Origin of the sequence: Veillonella dispar (genome assembly GCF_900637515.1) — a bacterium.
Taxonomy (GTDB): Bacteria; Bacillota; Negativicutes; order Veillonellales; family Veillonellaceae; genus Veillonella; species Veillonella dispar.
Genome location: NZ_LR134375.1, coordinates 1,092,484 through 1,111,567, shown reverse-complemented (window position 1 = coordinate 1,111,567; position 19,084 = coordinate 1,092,484). Strand labels below are relative to the sequence as shown.

General features: G+C 35.3%; 20 protein-coding genes. 19 read left to right on the top strand and 1 reads right to left on the bottom strand.

All coding sequences use genetic code 11. The features are described 5' to 3' along the window. The first annotated feature begins 253 nt into the window (after positions 1–253). The 11 genes from EL171_RS05130 to EL171_RS05080 all read left to right on the top strand — a co-directional run bounded on the left by EL171_RS05130 (position 254) and on the right by EL171_RS05080 (position 11,177). Positions 254–1,975 carry an ABC transporter ATP-binding protein gene (locus EL171_RS05130; protein WP_005386677.1) on the top strand — a complete coding sequence of 574 codons (1,722 nt, stop codon included), beginning with the start codon at positions 254–256 and terminating at the stop codon, positions 1,973–1,975. Further along, a complete protein-coding gene (locus tag EL171_RS05125; RefSeq protein ID WP_005386676.1) occupies positions 1,968–3,713 on the top strand; it encodes an ABC transporter ATP-binding protein in 1,746 nt (581 codons plus the stop codon). Before EL171_RS05130 ends, EL171_RS05125 begins: the two co-directional genes overlap by 8 nt. Position 3,714: 1 nt before the next feature. Beyond that, the gene (locus tag EL171_RS05120) at positions 3,715–4,509 is read left to right on the top strand and encodes a TrmH family RNA methyltransferase (protein ID WP_005386675.1); all 795 of its coding nucleotides are present in this window, start codon (positions 3,715–3,717) and stop codon (positions 4,507–4,509) included. Positions 4,510–4,694: 185 nt separating this feature from the next. Further along, positions 4,695–5,549, top strand: coding sequence for a ChbG/HpnK family deacetylase (locus tag EL171_RS05115; RefSeq protein WP_039969208.1), 855 nt, complete (start codon positions 4,695–4,697; stop codon positions 5,547–5,549). Beyond that, positions 5,546–6,538 carry a lysylphosphatidylglycerol synthase transmembrane domain-containing protein gene (locus EL171_RS05110; protein WP_005386673.1) on the top strand — a complete coding sequence of 331 codons (993 nt, stop codon included), beginning with the start codon at positions 5,546–5,548 and terminating at the stop codon, positions 6,536–6,538. Before EL171_RS05115 ends, EL171_RS05110 begins: the two co-directional genes overlap by 4 nt. A gap of 15 nt (positions 6,539–6,553) precedes the next feature. After that, a complete protein-coding gene (locus tag EL171_RS05105; RefSeq protein WP_005386672.1) occupies positions 6,554–7,003 on the top strand; it encodes an ACT domain-containing protein in 450 nt (149 codons plus the stop codon). 24 nt (positions 7,004–7,027) lie between these two features. Next, on the top strand, positions 7,028–8,317 hold the full coding sequence (locus tag EL171_RS05100) for a homoserine dehydrogenase (protein WP_005386671.1): 1,290 nt from the start codon (positions 7,028–7,030) through the stop codon (positions 8,315–8,317). Between the two features lie 3 nt (positions 8,318–8,320). Beyond that, positions 8,321–9,235 (top strand): homoserine kinase, encoded by a 915-nt coding sequence (gene thrB, locus EL171_RS05095; protein ID WP_005386670.1) that lies wholly within the window; start codon positions 8,321–8,323, stop codon positions 9,233–9,235. Between the two features lie 55 nt (positions 9,236–9,290). After that, complete coding sequence (gene htpX / locus EL171_RS05090) at positions 9,291–10,166, top strand: zinc metalloprotease HtpX (RefSeq protein ID WP_005386669.1); 876 nt, start codon at positions 9,291–9,293, stop codon at positions 10,164–10,166. A 22-nt stretch (positions 10,167–10,188) separates the two neighbouring features. Next, complete coding sequence (gene ndk / locus EL171_RS05085) at positions 10,189–10,596, top strand: nucleoside-diphosphate kinase (protein WP_005386668.1); 408 nt, start codon at positions 10,189–10,191, stop codon at positions 10,594–10,596. 65 nt (positions 10,597–10,661) lie between these two features. Then, positions 10,662–11,177, top strand: coding sequence for a cob(I)yrinic acid a,c-diamide adenosyltransferase (locus tag EL171_RS05080; protein WP_005386667.1), 516 nt, complete (start codon positions 10,662–10,664; stop codon positions 11,175–11,177). 47 nt (positions 11,178–11,224) lie between these two features. Here the strand turns inward: EL171_RS05080 and EL171_RS05075 are convergent, their stop codons facing one another. Next, positions 11,225–11,560, bottom strand: a complete 336-nt coding sequence (locus tag EL171_RS05075; RefSeq protein WP_005386666.1) for a hypothetical protein — start codon at positions 11,558–11,560, stop codon at positions 11,225–11,227. A 63-nt stretch (positions 11,561–11,623) separates the two neighbouring features. On the opposite strand from EL171_RS05075, the gene cobU reads away from it, so the two are divergent. From cobU to EL171_RS05035, 8 genes are all read left to right on the top strand, one after another. Beyond that, positions 11,624–12,202 (top strand): bifunctional adenosylcobinamide kinase/adenosylcobinamide-phosphate guanylyltransferase, encoded by a 579-nt coding sequence (gene cobU / locus EL171_RS05070; protein ID WP_005386664.1) that lies wholly within the window; start codon positions 11,624–11,626, stop codon positions 12,200–12,202. Beyond that, positions 12,195–13,712 (top strand): cobyric acid synthase, encoded by a 1,518-nt coding sequence (locus EL171_RS05065; RefSeq protein WP_005386663.1) that lies wholly within the window; start codon positions 12,195–12,197, stop codon positions 13,710–13,712. The genes cobU and EL171_RS05065 overlap by 8 nt, the downstream gene beginning before the upstream one ends. A gap of 12 nt (positions 13,713–13,724) precedes the next feature. Beyond that, positions 13,725–14,717, top strand: coding sequence for an adenosylcobinamide-phosphate synthase CbiB (gene cbiB, locus EL171_RS05060; RefSeq protein WP_005386662.1), 993 nt, complete (start codon positions 13,725–13,727; stop codon positions 14,715–14,717). Continuing rightward, on the top strand, positions 14,717–15,610 hold the full coding sequence (gene cobS, locus EL171_RS05055; protein ID WP_005386661.1) for an adenosylcobinamide-GDP ribazoletransferase: 894 nt from the start codon (positions 14,717–14,719) through the stop codon (positions 15,608–15,610). The genes cbiB and cobS overlap by 1 nt, the downstream gene beginning before the upstream one ends. A gap of 63 nt (positions 15,611–15,673) precedes the next feature. Continuing rightward, positions 15,674–16,558: a GHMP family kinase ATP-binding protein gene (locus EL171_RS05050; protein ID WP_005386659.1), complete on the top strand. Its 885-nt coding sequence runs from the start codon at positions 15,674–15,676 to the stop codon at positions 16,556–16,558. A 24-nt stretch (positions 16,559–16,582) separates the two neighbouring features. Continuing rightward, a complete protein-coding gene (locus EL171_RS05045; protein ID WP_005386657.1) occupies positions 16,583–17,713 on the top strand; it encodes a pyridoxal phosphate-dependent aminotransferase in 1,131 nt (376 codons plus the stop codon). Between the two features lie 7 nt (positions 17,714–17,720). Beyond that, positions 17,721–18,359, top strand: coding sequence for an alpha-ribazole phosphatase (gene cobC / locus EL171_RS05040; RefSeq protein WP_005386655.1), 639 nt, complete (start codon positions 17,721–17,723; stop codon positions 18,357–18,359). Continuing rightward, positions 18,359–19,063: a pseudouridine synthase gene (locus tag EL171_RS05035; protein WP_005386653.1), complete on the top strand. Its 705-nt coding sequence runs from the start codon at positions 18,359–18,361 to the stop codon at positions 19,061–19,063. The genes cobC and EL171_RS05035 overlap by 1 nt, the downstream gene beginning before the upstream one ends. Positions 19,064–19,084: the final 21 nt, after the last annotated feature.

Sequence of the window (19,084 nt, the reverse complement as noted above, 5' to 3'; positions counted from 1 at the left end):
TTTATAAGGATACGTTTTGTATCTATGCATAGTATAACACTTACATTACTATAAGTAAACTAAAAAATTCGATATAGTGTTATTATAGATTATAAAAATTATATTATTGGTAACTACTAATGAGAGAATATTGTAATAAACTACATTATATACGTATAGGTGTATTAAGATATATGAAAAAAATGTGTATACTATAAGGAGTATATTTAAATAATGATAATCCTGTATTATAGAAATTTAACTGAGAGGTCCTATGAAACCTATAGAGCTATTTATGCAGTTTTTCCGCCGAGAAGGCTGGGTTTATGCCATCGGCTTAACTATGCTAATTGCTATTGATATAGCATTTTTATTTGTGCCACAATTCATTGGTAATGCCATCGATACACTAAGTCACAATAAAGAAGGCTTAGTCAATTATATTATTTACTTTATTCTATTATTTATTATCATAACGATTCTAAAAGTTATTTCACGACGTACCTTACTTGGTTCCATCCGTCGTATGGAGTACCTTTTTCGTGAAATTTTGTGTAGAAAAGCATTACAAATAAAAACAACATATTATGAGGCAAATGGACCTGGTAAAGTAATGGCGTTAATGACGAATGATGTTACATCTCTTCGTGTAGCGTTAGGTTTAGGTGTAATGATTGTGGTGGATATCATATTTTATTCCATTGTAGGATCAATTATTCTCATACAAAAGATAGATGGTCTATTAGCTTTCAAAATTATGACACCTGTATTTTTCATCATTGTAGCTATCTTTGTGTTAGGTCGGAAATTACGTGCTAAACAGCGTAGTGCGCAGGCAACGTATAGTGACATGACAGAATTTGGCCAAGAATTATTTCAAGGTATAGATGTAATTAGAGCTTTTAATAGGGAACGTATTATTTCTAATTCTTTTGAAAAAATAAATAAATTGAACTATAAGAAAAATATGGATGTTGCATTATTAGATTCTGTACTAACCCCTTTAACAAGAATTGCACCCTTTATTTGTATTAGTATTAGTATTTTCATATGTGGACATCTAGCTGTCGAAGGCAATATGACTATAGGTGAATTTGTAACCATAAATTCATTTATTATGTTAATAGTAGGACCTTTAATTGGGTTTGGTGGGCTCATTTCTATTGTCCAAAAAGGTTTGGCCTCCTTAGATCGTATTACGGACTTCTTACGTCTACCAATCGAGTCAATTGATGACACTACGGAGGTATTACCACTTGAAGATATCAATATACGTTATTTAGATTTTAACTATGAAAACTCTAAAGGGCATGTGTTATCTCAAGTATCTACAACTATTCGTAAAGGCTCTTTTATTGGTATAGTAGGTAAACCTGGTTCTGGTAAAAGCACACTCTTTAAACTACTTATTGGTCTACAAGAGTGTCCGCCTAAGTCTATATATTTTGGAAATCAAGATATATCAGATATACCATTATCTAAGCTTAGAAACTCAATTGCTTATGTGCCAACTCAATCTTATTTATTGAGCACTACCATCGAAGATAATATTAAATTTGGTAAAGACTTACCTATGCATGAATCGGTTGAGGTAGCCGCAAAAAAAGCAGACTTATATAGAGATTTAGGAGATTTTTTACATAATGATTTACATAATCTTGCGGAGGAAGGTCATGACTTATCGGGTGGCCAAAAACAACGCATTAATATGGCTCGAGGCTTTTACAAGAATGCACCATATTTATTATTAGACGATTGTTTCTCTGCGTTAGATGCAGTAACCGTTAACACCATTTTAGACACATTGCATACGGTAAATGATCAAACAATATTATGTATTTCGCAACGATTAGAGGTTATTGAAAAAGCAGATAAAATTATTGTCTTTGATGAAGGGCATATAGTTGAAGAGGGTACACATGAAGAATTGTTAACTAGAAATGGATTATATAAAACCCTCTATGAAGCGCAGAAAGGAGAGAGTCATAATGAATAAGCATAACGTTAGAAATGATTGGGCTCTATTCTCCTATATAACTGCATATATTAAACCCTATTTAGGCATCTTATTAATAGCAACGATTGCACTCGCTGGAAATCTTATATTATTGTTATTTAGACCGTATCTTACAAAACAAGTAATTGATCTAGGATTTGCCACTAATGATATTCATGTCATTGAATATTATGCTGTCTTATATGGCTTAACAATCATTGGTAGTGTATGTTTTATTTTCGTAGAAAATTACTTTTTAAAAAGCTTTGGTCAAAAAATTATCTATAATATTCGCCATATTGTGTTCCAAAAAATTCTACATAAACCACATGATGAATTTTATAAATTGCCTATTGGTAATTGGGTAACTCGTATTACTAATGATGTGGAATCATTGCGTACCTTATATACCGATGTATTGTTAAACTTAGCTAGTAGCGGATTAATGATTATTGGTATATTAGCCTTCATGTATGCCATTAATGTACCGTTAGCTATTATTATGACAATTTTAGTACCTATTATGGGCGGGATTATTTGGGTATATCAAAAGTTTTCCAGAAAGGCTTTTCGTCAAGTAAGACGGTCTGTAGCAGCCTCCAATTCGAGCATTAAGGAATTGCTGAACTATATTGTTATAGTTAAATCCTACGGTGGAGAAAAAGCCATAGAAGGTAGATATGAAACTGTTAACAAAGGTTTTTTGGAAGCTGGTCTATTTGAAGTAACAACATTTTCTATTTTCAGACCTCTCGTTGATGGCTTGTTTTTCGTAGCTTTAATTGTCATATTTACTACTACAAATTTAATAGATTCTGTAGCCGATGCAGGTACAGTATTTGCTTTCATTCAATATATGGATCGATTCTTTCAGCCATTAAAGGAAATTGCGGACAAATATAATTCATTGCAAAGTTCATTAGCTGGTGCTGAACGATTAGTACCATTATTAGAAGAGAAAGAGCGGAATATGGTCGATGAAGTTCCGAAAGAACTGATTCCTGTTGAATCAATTGAATTTGATCATGTTTGGTTCTCTTATGAAAATAATGATACCTATGCATTACAAGATTTCACCTTACATATTAAGTCTGGTGATTTTACAGGCATTGTTGGTCCCTCTGGTAGTGGTAAATCCACATTGTTATCCTTATTAATGGGTATTTATAAACCTACAAAGGGTGCCATCTATATAAATGGTATTGATATTGCTAAATACGATAGCTCTGTACTCCGTCACTTAATGGGGTATGTATTCCAACAAGCGTATTTGTTTAAAGGATCTATTAAAGATAATCTTACGCTGTTTGATACTTCTATCAGTCATGATGAAATGGTAAAAGCAGCGAAACAAGTTAATTTAGATACTATGATTGAACAATTACCAGAAGGCTATAATACACCTGTAGGGTACTTAGGTTCACTATTATCAGACGGTCAAAAGCAACTACTAGCATTCGGACGTACGCTCATAAGAAATACGCCTATTCTATTATTAGATGAAGCAACGGCTAACGTAGATAGTCATACGGAAAAACAAATACAAGCGAGTATTGAAAATATTCGTGGTAGTAAAACAATCGTAAGCATTGCTCATCGATTATCCACAGTACAAGAAGCAAATGAAATTGTTTATATTGAATATGGTAAAATAATAGAAAAAGGTTCTTTCAAAGAATTAATTGAGTTAAAAAGGGCTTTTTATAATCTATGGATTCGTCAAAAAAGCGGGAGTTAGCATGGAATTTATCCAATCTAAAGATAATAAGACTATTAAACGTATAGTTTCTCTAGGACAACGTAAAAATCGTAATAAACATGGTGAGTATATTGTTGAAGGTATCCGTTCTATCCGTGATATTTCATCTAATGGTGTAATAAAAACAATTGTTATACGAGAGTCTAAATTTAAAGATAATAATATCGAAGCGTTATTAGCTTTAGATTCTATGCAATCAATTCCTACTTATATTGCGCAAGATCCAATATTTGATAAAATCGATAATACCGTAAATGGACAAGGTATTATTGCCATAGTAGCGAAACCCAATCATAGTATTGAATCTATCTCTATTGAAGATGGTGTTTATATTACACTAGATGGTGTCCAAGATCCCGGTAATTTAGGTACGATTATACGTACTGCTGTAGCAGCAGGTGTGAAGGGCATATTCTTGATGAAAGGTACAGTAGATCCTTTTAATGATAAGACGGTACGTAGCACAATGAGTGCGTTACATAAAATACCTGTCTATGAAGACGTGACATTATCTATGCTTAATGATCTGATTGCAGAATCCAATATGTCTACCTATGTAACTGCTTTAGAGGAATCAAAACCTTATAACATGGTTACATACGATAAACGATGTATGTTGATTTTAGGCAATGAAGGGAATGGGGTAACACCTGAGGTTATGAATCTATGTAAGCACCGAATCATGATCCCCATGTATGGTGACATTGAATCGTTAAATGTGAGTGTAGCAGCAGCTCTATGTATGTATAAAGCTCAAGAGCAATTGATGTCATAATTAAAATACTTGAGAATCAGATCAAGTATTTATGATAAAAATTTATAAGTATATCGAAAGTCCTCTACTAGTATACAAGTAGGGGGCTTTTGTATTGATTTTATAGTTCTGTATTTGGTACAATAACATATATCCTTTGTGGGAGAACAAAGTTCTCCCCTTTTTTAATGAAAAGGAAGAAAACTATGTCCAAATTAATAGTAAATGCCGACGATTTTGGTCTTCATAGTGCAGTTAATGCTGCAGTCATTGATGGCCACCGTACAGGTATCATTACGAGCACCTCTCTATTAGCGGGAGGCGAAGCTTTTACAGAAGCCGTAAGTATGGCAAAAAATAACCCTAAGTTGGGCATTGGTGTTCATATCGCCTTAGTAGGTGGGCTAAAACCGGTATGTAATCCATCTGAAGTACCATCTCTGCTTACATCCGAAGGCGTCTTTCCAGAAACATATATCGATTTTATGAAACGAATTTATACTGGAAAGATTAACTATAGTGAGTTGCGCAAAGAAATTCACGCTCAAATGGAACGGATCATGGAGTCCGGTTTGCACGTAACGCATATTGATGGTCATCAACATATGCATGTATTACCAACGGTACTACCAATCGTTATTGAGCAAGCTAAACACTATGGTATTAATGCAATACGCATTCCAGATGAATCCTCTTTATTTGTCAATTATATGTACTCGCCAGTGCGATTACTAGGCAAGGTCGGTTTATCTACTGTAGCGGCAAAGGCAAGGCCTACAGTGCGGGATAATGGTATGTATTCCACACAATATTTTTGGGGTATGGTAAACGGGGGACACATTAACCAGAAAACGTTAATGGGTATATTAAAATCCGTATCTAAAAAATCAGGTACTCATGAATTGATGATCCATCCAGGTTTAAATAATACGATTTTGGGAAATCAATATAAATGGGGCTATCATTGGGAGGATGAATTACAAGCTGTTTGTTCTAACCATACGCGTTTATATATTAGACAACATAATATTGAGCTAATTAATTATGGAGACTTGATATGAGTAAAATGATGAAGAGAGGCATTTTTATGTTTCTCTTACTATTGGCTGTGTCAATTGGTATCATTTACTACACTATTGATTTAGATGCATTAAAAACAATTTCATCATTTAATAGTATTTCTTTATTATTAGCTTTGATAGCTTTAGCAGCAGGTATGTATTTTGATGGCCTACGGTTACAAAGACTTGTAAAAATCGGTGGGTACAAGCTATCCATAAAGGCGGTACTTCGCGTAATTTTTAGTAATTATTTTATGGCCATGTTGACACCAGGTGCCAGTGGAGGTGCTGTAGCGCAAGTTCTAGTATTAAAAAGTTATGGTGTACCCATATCTAAAGGCACGCCAATCGTATTAATACGCACCGTATTTTCTATTATGTTCTTGGTCATCATGTTACCTTTAGTATTTTTACGTGATGCCATTGAAATCCCTTATATCTCACGAGATATGCTGTTAATTTTCGCTGTATTAGCTGTTATTGCCACGTTTTTAGGTACATATATCTTGCAGACTAAATATATGCGTCAATTTGTATATAATTTAGCGCAACGTTTTAAAGCACATAAAACAAGAGATTGGCTCTCTAAATTAGAAACCTTGAATCAAGGTTTAGGATTACTATATAAACAACCGATTCAATCCTTTATTGTATTTATTGAGTCTGGATTGAGTTTATTATGCTTATACTGTATTGCACCTGCATTGATGTATGCTTTCACACCAGATATTCCTATCATTGATATATTAGATCGAATGATTCTATTAAATTTAATTTTATATTTCGCACCAACACCAGGGGGAACAGGGATTGCAGAAGGACTATTTGTAGTATTGTTTAGTACCTTTGTACCTAATGGAACTGTTGGTATTGTTGCTGTAGCATGGCGAGTTATGGCAGAATATTTGCCATTTTTTATCGGTATGTATGCAGTATTAACATTATATGGGCGTCAATTTGTGGCCCAAGAAACTTCAAAAGAACAATAAGGGAGTGTGTGTTCTATGACTAAACCAAAAAAAGATAAGTTTTATCTGGTGCAAGAAGATATTTTACCAGAAGCGATAAAAAAGACGATCAAGGTAAAAGAGATTTTGAAGCTAGGTGAAGTTAAAACGATTAATGAAGCAGTTGAAAAAATGGATTTGAGTCGTTCTGCGTATTACAAGTACAAGGATTATGTATTCCCATTTTTTGAAATTGCGCAAGGTAAAATCGTTAGTATTTATGTTTCCATGTCTAATGAATCTGGCATGCTATCTAGTGTATTAAAAGCCATTGCAGAACGTAATGGTAGTATTTTGACGATCAATCAAGATATTCCTTTACAGGGGATTGCAAATAGTAGCATTTCCTTTGAAACGAAAGATTTACAAGGATCATTAGAAGATTTATTATTAGATATTCGCTCTATGAAGGGCATTATTAAAGTAGAAATTTTAGGCCAAGCATAGGCTATTGAAGAGAGTAGGACAATTATGACCACTATAAAAATTGCGTTATTAGGTTTTGGTACTGTTGCACAAGGTACATTTAATTTATTGCAAGATAATGCTGAGTTAATTAGAAATCGTACAGGTGTTAATGTAGAAATTTCTAAAATCTTTGTGCGTAATCCTGATAAATATAGCCATATTACATTGCCTGAAACAGCTCAATATGTAACTGATATTGATGAAGTATTAAAAGATGATTCCATTCAAATGGTTGTGGAATTAATGGGTGGTACAACCTTTGCTAAAGACTGTGTAGAAGGCGCTTTAAAGGCCAAGAAAAATGTAGTAACAGCGAATAAAGATTTATTAGCAGAATCTGGCCCATACCTATTAGATTTAGCTAGCAAAAATGGAGTGGATTTGCGTTTTGAAGCATCTGTATTAGGTGGTATTCCTATCATCCGTACATTATATGAATCATTAGCGGGCAATCGTATTACTGAGATCATCGGTATTATGAATGGTACGACAAACTTCATTTTAACGAAAATGTCTGAAGAAGGTTTAAGCTATCAAGATGTACTAAAGGAAGCACAAGATCTAGGTTATGCAGAGGCGGATCCTACAGCTGACGTTGAGGGTCTAGATGCAGCACGTAAATTGGCTATTCTTGCCTCTATTAGCTTCAATCGTCGTATCTTCTTTGAAGATGTATCTGTAGAAGGTATTACTAGTATAGATACAGAAGACATCAAATTCGGTAAAGAGTTTGGCTACAATATTAAATTATTAGGTATTGCTAAAGAAACTAGCCAAGGTTTATCTTTAAACGTATACCCTGCATTTATTCCTACAACACATCCTTTAGCATCCGTTCGCGGCTCTTATAATGCTATTTATGTAAAAGGTAATGGTATCGATGATGTAATGTTATATGGTCGCGGTGCTGGTAGCTTGCCTACAGGTAGCTCTGTAGTATCTGACATTATGGAAGTAGCCAAAAATATTTCGTACAATGAAACAGGTCGTTTGAAACCATTCTATTACGATCAAAAGAACATTTACTCTCCTGGCAAAATTCAATCTAGCTACTACTTGCGTTTAGAAGTAGATAATAAAACAGGTGTATTAGCAAAAATTTCTGCAAAATTAGCAGAGCAAAAGATTTCTGTGTTATCTATTGTTCAACGCAATATGGATCCAGAAACTGCGGTTCTTGCAATTGTTACATCAAAATGTCCTAGATCTTATATTTTAAATCTTATTGACTCCTTTAACAGCTTGCGTTCCGTTAAGTCTGTTAATAGTGTCATTCGTATTATGGAAGCTTAAACTATGATTACCATTCGCGTACAAGTGCCTGCTACTAGTGCCAACTGCGGGCCAGGTTTTGATTGCCTAGGATTAGCATTAAATCTTTACAATATCTTTAGCTTTACACCAGATCCAAATGCTACTGAATATACATATACCTTTGAAGGTTTCGGTGCCGATATTCTTCGCGCGGAAGATCCTAAAAAGAACCTTATTGGATTTGCTATGGATCAAGTTTTTGCTACCGCCCAAGAACCGATTCAATACGGACATATTACGTCTGAAACCTTAATTCCACCTTCTCGAGGACTCGGCAGTAGTAGTACAGCCATCGTAGGTGGACTTTTACTAGCTAATGCACTAGTTAAACAACCCCTTACAAAAGAAGAACTATTGGTTATTGCAAACCGTATGGAAGGTCATCCAGACAATGTAGCACCTGCTATTTTTGGTAACTTATGCTGTGCTACTGGTTTAAAAACAAAGGTATTAAATACAGTCATCTCTGTTCCATCGGAATTACATTTTGCTGTTGTAGTACCGGAGGTTATGGTATCCACAGAATACGCACGTTCTGTTTTACCTAATCATGTACCATTTAAAGAGGCTGTCCAAAATGTGAGCCATGCATCTTTATTTGTAACAAGTTTAATTACACATCAATTAAGTAATTTATCCGTTGCATTAGATGATAATTTGCATGTGCCATACCGTAAAACATTGATTCCTCATTGTGATGCAGCCTTTGAAGCTGCTAAAGCAGCTGGAGCCTACGGTGCTACTATTAGTGGATCTGGCTCTACTTTGATTGCTTATGTCGATAAAGCACATGTACAAGATGCAGCTGATGCTATGGGTGCTGTATTTACAGCTAATGGAATTGAAAATAAAACATACTGTTTAGAAGCTGATAGTACAGGAGCGTCAATTATATAGTTTGTGGTATAATTATAGTGTTAGGCATAGTCCATAACTATAATTGGAGGAAACTATGAACAATATGAAAACAACGCTATTATTAGCGACTCTAACGGCCATTTTAGTGGTCTTAGGTGATATGATTGGCGGTAGAAGTGGTATGATGATTATGTTCGTTATATCCATGGGCATGAATTTTATGTCCTATTGGTATAGCGACAAAATCGTTTTAGCACAATATAATGCACAACAAGTAACTGCTCAATCTAATCCAAAACTATATGGTATGGTAGAACGTTTGGCTAAAAATGGTAACTTACCAATGCCAAAAGTGTATATCATTCCAAGTGATGTACCTAATGCGTTTGCTACAGGTAGAAATCCAAGTCATGCAGCGGTAGCTGTTACAGAAGGTATTCAACGTCTATTAACTGATGATGAGCTAGAAGGTGTTCTAGGTCACGAATTAACACATGTTAAGAATCGCGATACCTTGATTAGCACGATTGCCGCTATGATGGCAGGGGCTATTTCTATGATTGCCCATGTGCTTCAATTCTCAGCTATATTTGGTCGCTCAGATGACCGTGAAGGCTCTAATCCGTTAGAGTTAATAGGCGCCATAGTTATTGCACCTATTGCAGCAGGACTCATTCAAATGAGTATTTCTCGGGCTCGTGAGTTTTTAGCTGATGAAGGGGGCGGAGAGATGTGTCGAAATCCATTGGCTTTAGCATCTGCCCTCGCTAAAATTGACTACTATTCAAAACATGGTGCATTGCCAAATGCAAGTAATGCAACGGCCCATATGTTTATCATCAACCCTATGGTTGGTATTGGTGAAAGCTTGAGCAATCTTTTTAGTACACATCCTCGTACAGAGGAACGTATTGCAAAATTGAAACAACAAGCAATGAATCCTAAATATAAAGAGAAAGCATTATTTTAATTAATATCTACAGGAGGATATCATGCAAGAAACATTAGTTTTAATCAAACCAGATGCAGTTAAGCGTCAATTAAGTGGTGAAATTCTTAGCCGTTATGAACGTAAAGGTCTTGTAATTAAAGCATTAAAACTTCTACAAGTACCTCGTGAATTAGCTGAAGAGCATTATGCTGAGCATAAAGAGAAACCATTCTTTGGTGAATTAGTAGATTTCATCACATCTGGTCCAGTTCTTGCTTTCGTATTGGCCGGAGATAATGCTATCGTATCTGTACGTGCATTAAACGGTGCAACAAATCCTGTAGATGCTGCCCCTGGTAGTATTCGTGGTGACTATGCCTTAACAATGGATGCTAACGTAGTGCATGCTTCTGACTCTCCAGAGGCTGCTGCTCGTGAAATTCATCTTTGGTTCCCAGAATATAAATAATCTCAAGGTTGAGATCCTGTAGCTTTTCTTTCTACATTTATGTATATCTATAGGAGGTAATACATATGGCAAGTAGTGTTTACACTAAAACAGGTGATGCTGGTACAACTGGTTTATATACAGGTGAACGAGTACCTAAATCCTCATTACGCGTAGAAGCTTATGGTACAATCGATGAATTACAAGCATTTTTAGGCTTGGCTCGTTCCTATGCTGAAAATCCTCGTGTTGCTACTGAATTATATGATATTGAGCGCAACTTATGGACTTTAATGGCTGATATTGCAAGCTTAAATGCTGCTCCAGTAATTACAGAACAACATGTTAAACATTTAGAAAAGGTGATAGATCGCTTTGATGAAAAGCTTGAGCCTTTATCTAATTTCGTAATTCCAGGTGAGAAACAATCTTCAGCATACTTACATGTGGCTAGAACGATTACTCGCCGTGCTGAACGTGATTTATGGCGTGTATTAGATGCTGGTGAAAGTGTTCACGAATCTAATTTAAAATATTTAAACCGTCTATCCGACCTTTGCTTTATTATGTGTCGTGTAGAAGAGGAAATTGGAGCTGAATAAACAAAAAAAGCTATGTATTTTACATAGCTTTTTGCTCGTTATAGACCTTATTGTGAAATTGTTTGATTTAACACATCATGAGGACTTGGATAGTAGAAGAAAATATGAGGAATTTCATAGCGGAATTTCTCTCTTAACAAATCAGAGAGAGTTGTTTCAAAGTTTATAATTTTATCAGCTCCGAAATCAAAATCTTCTACTAAAACCAATAATTGTGGCTCTACTTGTGGCGCATTTTCCGGTAACGCTTCTGGTGGTAGTGGAACATTTACTACTACACGGGCTGTACCAATATACTTGCCTTGACCATCGTCGATGGCAACACGATAGGTATTATCCCATAAAGTAGCCATCATTTTAAGTTTCATATTCATAATTTCCATAGTATCGCTCCTTTGTTATACTTATAATGATACTGAAATTATAAATTCTTGTATAGGTGCATTATGAAATCCCAAATTATATTGTGTTCCGGTGGAGCACGAAGTGGAAAAAGTGAATTTGCAGAACGTTTAGCCCTTTCTATGGAAGGTCGTAAAGCTTATGTAGCAACAGGACAAGCGTTTGACGAAGAAATGGTTGATCGTATAAAGAAACATCAAGAACGACGTGGTAATATATGGACGAATTTTGAAATACCATTATATTTGGCCGAAGAGTGGCAACATATTAGCAGTGTAGCAGATGTAATACTCATAGACTGTTTAACCATGTTTACAACAAATCATATGATGGCTCATGGGTCAATTCAAGGCCAAGAAGATGCAAATCGGTTAGAAGATATGGTACTTTCAGAATTAGAAGCATTATTAAATCTAATCAAAGCAAGTGATGATAAAATAGTTATATTTGTAACTAATGAAATTGGTCTTGGTATTGTACCAGATAATAAGCTAGCAAGATATTTTAGAGATATTGCAGGCCGCGTCAATCGAACAGTAGCAACTGAGGCTGACAAATTATACTTAACGATTAGTGGCGTTACCATTGAATTAAAATCCCAGGAGGTTCATATAAATGGCTAAGAAAATTATGTTCCAAGGAACAAGTTCCAATGTAGGCAAAAGTATTTTATGTACTGCATTATGCCGTATCTTTTATAGAAGAGGTTTTAAAACTGTTCCCTTTAAAGCTCAAAATATGGCCCTCAATTCTTATGTGACAAAATGGGGCGATGAAATTGGTCGTGCTCAAGTAGCGCAAGCTGAGGCTGCTGGCATAGATCCAATTGTACAAATGAACCCTGTGTTATTAAAACCTACAGGTAATCAATCTTCTCAAGTTGTATTGATGGGTAAACCTGTGGGCGTTTATAGTGCTAAAGAATACCATACAAAATATTCCTTAACCGCTCTTGATAAGGTAAAAGAATCTATCGATTTCTTAGATTCCAATTTTGATATGATGGTTATTGAAGGTGCAGGTAGCCCTGCAGAGGTAAATCTCAAGGCTAATGATATCGTAAATATGCGCATTGCCAAGATGACGAAAGCACCTGTATATCTCATCGCTGATATCGACCGTGGTGGTGCCATAGCATCTATTGTGGGTACCTTAGAATTACTAGAACCAGAAGAACGAGATCTTATTAAAGGTATTGTTATCAATAAATTCCGCGGTGATATTAAACTATTAGAACCTGCACTTACCTTCATTGAAGAAAAAACAGGAAAGAAGGTAGTTGGTGTCATTCCTGCTATTGAAAACCTTGATATCGATGAAGAAGACTCTGTTGCACTGGAAAACAAACGCAATAGTGGAGCTAAAGAAATTCAAGTAGTGGTTATGCAAACACCTAAAATTTCTAACTTTACTGACTTTGATGCATTAAATTATGAACCAGATGTATCTGTTCGATTCGTCGGCCCTGGCGATGTTATTGGCAATCCGGACTTAATTATTTTACCGGGCTCCAAAAATACACTAGCAGATCTTACATATCTTCGTAACTCTGGTTTTGCCGATGAAATAAAAAAACTTGCTGACCAAGGTACACCTGTTATTGGTGTATGTGGGGGCAATCAAATGTTGGGCAAAACAATTTATGATCCGCATCATATGGAAGGAGATATTGAAGAAATTGAAGGCCTTGGTTTAGTCGATTCTTCTACGACTATGAAGGATCAAAAAACAACACACCAAGTAGAATTTAATGTATCTAACCTTCAGTTTTTAAATGGTACATTTACAGGTGAAAAATTAGTAGGCTATGAGATTCATATGGGGGATACTACGCCATTAGTAGATACTGTGAGTCGTTGTTTCACTATTACGAGCCGCAGTGAAGAGGCGGTCAATGTAATTGATGGCTTTATCGATGGCAATCATCAAGTAATGGGCACATATATTCACGGTGTATTTGATAATGATGAATTTAGACGTTTTATTATCAATCAGTTACGTGAACGTAAGGGGTTAGAACCATTAGATGTAGTATTCCATTATTTTGAACACAAGAATGCAGCTTACAATCGATTAGCTGACATTGTAGAAAAACACTTAGATATGGATTATATTATGTCTACCTTGGGTTAGTAGGGGAGATATATGGAACATTTAACAATATTACATTGGTTTACAAAGTATAGCTTTGTATGTATTCCAATCTTAGCATTTATATTGGATTTGCTCATTGGAGATCCCAATAGCAAATACCATCCTGTGGCTATAATTGGTCGTATTATATCTTTTTTCGAGGCAGTCCTATATAAAGATACTGATAATGATACAAAAAAACTATGGTACGGCGGTATTGCAGTAGGTTTAATCCTTGTTTCTGTATATATTATAGTGTCTTTGATTCTTTGGCTTGGTGGTGTAGTTGATGAATGGGTAGAATTTGCTCTTGAAGTAATCATTCTGTACATTGCTATATCTCCACGCTCACTAGCAGGTGCGGGCTTTACTATTAGCCAATTAATTAAGCAAGATAATATTGAAGAAGCTCGCAAGAGATTATCTTGGATTGTAGGGCGCGATACAGAAGAATTAGATGAAAGCGAAATTACACGAGCTACTGTAGAGACCATTGCAGAAAATACAGTCGATGGCATTATTGCGCCTTTATTTTTCTTCATCATCGGTGGTCCAATGGGAGCAATTCTATATAGAACTGCCAATACTATGGACTCTATGCTAGGCTATAAAAATCAAAAGTATATGTACTTTGGTCGTGTAGCTGCCCGCTTTGATGATGTACTTAACTGGATTCCTGCACGAATTACCTTTATATTATTAATTATTTCTGCATTCTTTTTACGTTTTGACGCAAAGAAAGCTCTCCAAATTGGCTTGCGTGATGCTAATAAGCATCCAAGTCCTAATGGCGGCTATGCAGAAGCACCAGTTGCAGGGGCTTTACATATTCGTTTAGGTGGTTACAATCAATATTTCAAAAAAATGACCTTCCGTGAATACATGGGGGATCCTATTGAAAAATTAAATCGCAACCATATTACACGCACAATTTATATGATGTATTTTACGACTATACTAATGGTTATTATTAGTACAGCCATTACTTATGGGATGAATGTATAATGACACCTTTTTTCATAGCATTACAGTTTTTAACACGTTTAAAGATCGTTAATCAAACAGAATGGTCTGTAGAGGATTTTGGTAAATCTGTTGTAGCCTTTCCTTATGTAGGGTTGATCATCGGCCTTATTTTAGCATTACTATATGGAATATTATCACCGTTTATTCCGTTGGTTCCGTTAATGTTAATCATTGTTGTAGCGGAATTCTTGATTACTGGTGGTCTCCATGCTGATGGTTTAATGGATACAAGTGATGGTCTATTTTCAGGACGTGAACGGGAACGTAAGCTGGAAATTATGAAAGATAGCCGTATAGGCTCTTTTGGTGTTGTTGCTTTTGTATTTGTTACACTTTTAAAATGGCAATTATTAACGGCCATTCCTACAGCGGAATTTATTCCTACGGCATTGATTATGATGCCATTAATGAGCCGTTGGTCCCTTGTATTGAGTATCAGATCTTATCCGTATGCGAGAAAAGAGGGGATGGGTGCTGCCTTTGCTAACTTAGCTCCAAAGCATGTTATTACGTACAATACAATTTCAACGTTCTTTATGCCTATTGTTATATTAATAATCGGTACGATTTTGTATACCCTTTTATATGGCGCATATTCTATCTTCTCTGTAGCTGATGTTGGATATGTTGTAGGACTAGGTGTATTAGTCTATGCTACATTAGGTATTTTCCAAATCAATATTGTAAGCATGATAATTACCTATATTATCAATCGTTTGCTTAATCGTTATATTGTTAAGCAACTTGGTGGTACTACTGGTGACACCTATGGATTTGTTGTAGAGGTTACAGAGGTATTATTACTCTTTGTATATATCATTATCTTGTCCATATTATCTGCTTCTGTCGCATCCAATACGACTATGTTTTAATATCGTTCTGCCTAATGGCTTCTTATAAGTTACTGTTTTTATTTAATGTGAAAGGAGTTCAATGTGACCTATTATGTAAGAGCCCCAGGTACATGTGGGGAATTTCTACAAGGTTCTATTAATGGTCAGTCATTCTTAGTGACTTGTCCTATTAATCGATACTCCTACGCATTAAGTAATGTAACACATCCGTTTTCACAGCACTATTGTGCATTACAGCCTAAGTCTGCGAAGGCAAGAGAATTAGTACAGCGATTATTACAAAAAAATAATAAAAACCAAGCTTGTCCACCTGTATATGTACGTTCTGACATCATACAGGGTAAGGGGATGGCCTCAAGTTCTGCGGATATTTCTGTGACGGCTATGGCAACAGCATTAGCCATGAATTATGATCTATCACTAAAGGAATTAGAGCAAATTTGCTTATCTGTAGAGCCTACAGATGCTTCATTTTATCAAGGTGTTACTCAGTTTGATTATATAAAAGGCACTATTTCTCAACCACTAGGCATGTGTCCTCCATTGAAAATCCTTGTATTTGATGAGGGTGGTAGTATAGATACGGTCTCTTTTAATCAACAAGTAGATTTACAAACTAAGATTTTAGAAAAAGAATCAATCATAGAAGAGTCACTTGATCTATTCAAACGGGGATTAAATACACATGATATAAATTTAATAGGTCAAGCAGCTACATTAAGTGCCTTTGGTAATCAACGTATATTGTATAAACCGAATTTATATGATTTTCATGATATTGGTAATTACTACAATAGTGTTGGTACAATCATAGCTCATAGTGGGACCATTATGGGCCTTTTATTTCCAGTAGATTATGGGCGAATCGATGATTGTAAACAAGAGATTATGCGTAAATTACCACAGTTATCCTATGTGGATACTGTAGAAACAACAAACGAAGGATTGACCTATATCAAACGATAATATATTTAATAGAAAGAGAATCAAATGTCTAAGATACATGGGGGCAATATATTTCAGTTTGCCCATGAACAACGAATTGAACCATATGAGGTAATTGATTTTAGCGCTAATATTAATCCTCTTGGTCCTAGTCAACGTGGATTGGATGCATTAAATAATCAATTACGTTATATTTCTCATTATCCAGATGCTACAAATGATGATGTGTTAAATGCTATTGCTGATACATATGGGATGGATAAGAATCAAATTATAGTTGGTAATGGCGCAGCTGAATTATTGTATGCCATTTGTCGTTTACCTGGATATACTGGTGCTTTTGTACCAGCGCCTGGTTTTTCTGAGTATAAAGAAGCTCTTGAAGCTAGTAATATTCCTGTACGCGATATTTTCTATCGTCCTCGTGAAGATGATAATGGAAAACCTTATTTTGAAGTACCTTATTTAGCATTAGAAACATTTGCTGCTGAGCTTAAAGGTCAAGATGGTCGCATTATTGTATTTTTAGGTAATCCTAACAACCCGGATGGAACATTGCTTGATAAAGCACACATTCGAACTGTAGCGAGCATGTTAAAAGATGCCAATAGTTTACTAGTTATAGATGAGTCCTTCATTGACTTTGTTGGCAATGATCCATTACGTGATAATGACCAATCTATGCGTTCTTTGATTAATGAATTTGATAATATCATCGTAGTTCATTCTTTCACGAAGTTTTACGCTGTACCAGGCCTCAGAATTGGTGCTGCTTTTGGTAACGAAAAATTAATTAGTCACTTACATCAATATATTCCTAGTTGGTCTGTAAATACATTAGCCCAAGCTTATACAGAGGCTGCTTTGAATGATGTTGATTATATAAAAAGAACAAAGCAAGAATTAAATGAGGAAAGAGCATTTATGTATAATGCATTAGATGCAATAGAAGGGATTACCGTATATCCACCGTCCGCCAATTTTATCTTGTTCAAAGTAAATCGTGAAGATATTACAGCTAATACGATTAATGAAAATCTAAAGAAAGATAACATGATTGTACGCAATTGTGACTCTTATGTAGGTCTCAATAATCAATGGGTACGCATTGCTATTAAAGATCATGATACTAATATCAAATTAGTAGAGAAGCTAACAGATATTTTGAAAGTATAGGAAGATTATGAAGACATTATATATTGTGCGCCATGGAGAAACTGATTGGAATAAAATGGGGAAATATCAAGGCATTACAGATGTTCCTCTAAATGAAAATGGTTTGAATCAAGCTAAAGCCTGTGGTGAAGCTCTTAAAGACATTACTTTTGACCGTATATTATCCAGTGATTTAAGTCGTGCTTTAGTTACAGCTGAAACCATTCGAGGTGATCGTACTACACCTATTACAGTAGATAAACGATTACGAGAACTTAATTTTGGCGACTGGGAAGCTATGCTATTTTCAGATATTGAAGCACGCTGGCCAGGCCTAATTGATGAGATGTATTTGAGACCTCATCTTGTAAAAGTTCCAAACGGAGAAAGCTTTAAAGATTTGCAAGATCGTGCATGGGCAGGACTTGAAGAATTTCTCAACGAAAATGATAAAGAGGAAACACTTTTAGTTGCATGTCATGGTGGAACTATTAGAACATTATTATGTAAATTACTAGACATTTCAATTAGTCATTGTTGGAATTTCAGTCAAGGTAATACGGCTATTAACCGTATTTTCTATAATGGTATGGGCGAATATGATCATAATATTTTGAATTTGCTCAATGATACGGCCCATGTTGAGTTACTACAAGGACATGTATAATGCGACTCGATAAATTATTAGCTAATAAGGCCTACGGTAGTCGAAAAGAGGTCCATCAACTCATAAAGGATCAGAGAGTTACCATTAATGGTGAAGTAGCAAGAAAAAAAGATATTCATGTAGATATTGAGTCTGATGTCATTGCAGTTGATGGTCAAATTGTTAATACAAAACAACATTACTATATTAAATTTCATAAGCCTAAAGGCTATGTTACTGCTGTAGAGGATGCAAGTCATCCTGTCGTAATGGATTTATTGCCCCCTGAATATATAAAAATGGGCGTGGTTCCTGTGGGAAGATTAGACAAAGATACAGAAGGCCTACTTTTACTTACCAATGATGGTGTTTGGAGTCATTCTATTATCAATGGCAATAAGCATGTAGAAAAGGTTTATTACGTAGAATTCGAAGGTGAGTTAACCGAAGATGGAATTCAACGTATTAAAGAGGGAATCGTCCTAGGCGATGGAACCCATTGTAAGCCCGCTTTAATTGATATTTTATCTTCCAAATCTGTACATATTACAATTGAAGAAGGCAAATATCATCAAGTAAAACGTATGATTGGCGCTGCTGGTGGCACTGTTACCTATTTAAAGCGTCTAACCATAGGTCATATAGATTTAACCGGTATTGAAGAGGTTGGTTCTGCACAGGACTTATCCTCAGATGATATAGAGGCTTTCAAAAAAATAGCATAAAATTCTATTCAATATAGGTAT

Bases quoted from the DNA above. Each gene is read 5' to 3' on its own strand.
- EL171_RS05130 (WP_005386677.1), top strand. From the start codon at position 254: ATGAAACCTATAGAGCTATTTATGCAGTTTTTCCGCCGAGAAGGCTGG.
- EL171_RS05125 (WP_005386676.1), top strand. From the start codon at position 1,968: ATGAATAAGCATAACGTTAGAAATGATTGGGCTCTATTCTCCTATATA.
- EL171_RS05120 (WP_005386675.1), top strand. From the start codon at position 3,715: ATGGAATTTATCCAATCTAAAGATAATAAGACTATTAAACGTATAGTT.
- EL171_RS05115 (WP_039969208.1), top strand. From the start codon at position 4,695: ATGTCCAAATTAATAGTAAATGCCGACGATTTTGGTCTTCATAGTGCA.
- EL171_RS05110 (WP_005386673.1), top strand. From the start codon at position 5,546: ATGAGTAAAATGATGAAGAGAGGCATTTTTATGTTTCTCTTACTATTG.
- EL171_RS05105 (WP_005386672.1), top strand. From the start codon at position 6,554: ATGACTAAACCAAAAAAAGATAAGTTTTATCTGGTGCAAGAAGATATT.
- EL171_RS05100 (WP_005386671.1), top strand. From the start codon at position 7,028: ATGACCACTATAAAAATTGCGTTATTAGGTTTTGGTACTGTTGCACAA.
- thrB (WP_005386670.1), top strand. From the start codon at position 8,321: ATGATTACCATTCGCGTACAAGTGCCTGCTACTAGTGCCAACTGCGGG.
- htpX (WP_005386669.1), top strand. From the start codon at position 9,291: ATGAACAATATGAAAACAACGCTATTATTAGCGACTCTAACGGCCATT.
- ndk (WP_005386668.1), top strand. From the start codon at position 10,189: ATGCAAGAAACATTAGTTTTAATCAAACCAGATGCAGTTAAGCGTCAA.
- EL171_RS05080 (WP_005386667.1), top strand. From the start codon at position 10,662: ATGGCAAGTAGTGTTTACACTAAAACAGGTGATGCTGGTACAACTGGT.
- EL171_RS05075 (WP_005386666.1), bottom strand. From the start codon at position 11,560: ATGGAAATTATGAATATGAAACTTAAAATGATGGCTACTTTATGGGAT.
- cobU (WP_005386664.1), top strand. From the start codon at position 11,624: ATGAAATCCCAAATTATATTGTGTTCCGGTGGAGCACGAAGTGGAAAA.
- EL171_RS05065 (WP_005386663.1), top strand. From the start codon at position 12,195: ATGGCTAAGAAAATTATGTTCCAAGGAACAAGTTCCAATGTAGGCAAA.
- cbiB (WP_005386662.1), top strand. From the start codon at position 13,725: ATGGAACATTTAACAATATTACATTGGTTTACAAAGTATAGCTTTGTA.
- cobS (WP_005386661.1), top strand. From the start codon at position 14,717: ATGACACCTTTTTTCATAGCATTACAGTTTTTAACACGTTTAAAGATC.
- EL171_RS05045 (WP_005386657.1), top strand. From the start codon at position 16,583: ATGTCTAAGATACATGGGGGCAATATATTTCAGTTTGCCCATGAACAA.
- cobC (WP_005386655.1), top strand. From the start codon at position 17,721: ATGAAGACATTATATATTGTGCGCCATGGAGAAACTGATTGGAATAAA.
- EL171_RS05035 (WP_005386653.1), top strand. From the start codon at position 18,359: ATGCGACTCGATAAATTATTAGCTAATAAGGCCTACGGTAGTCGAAAA.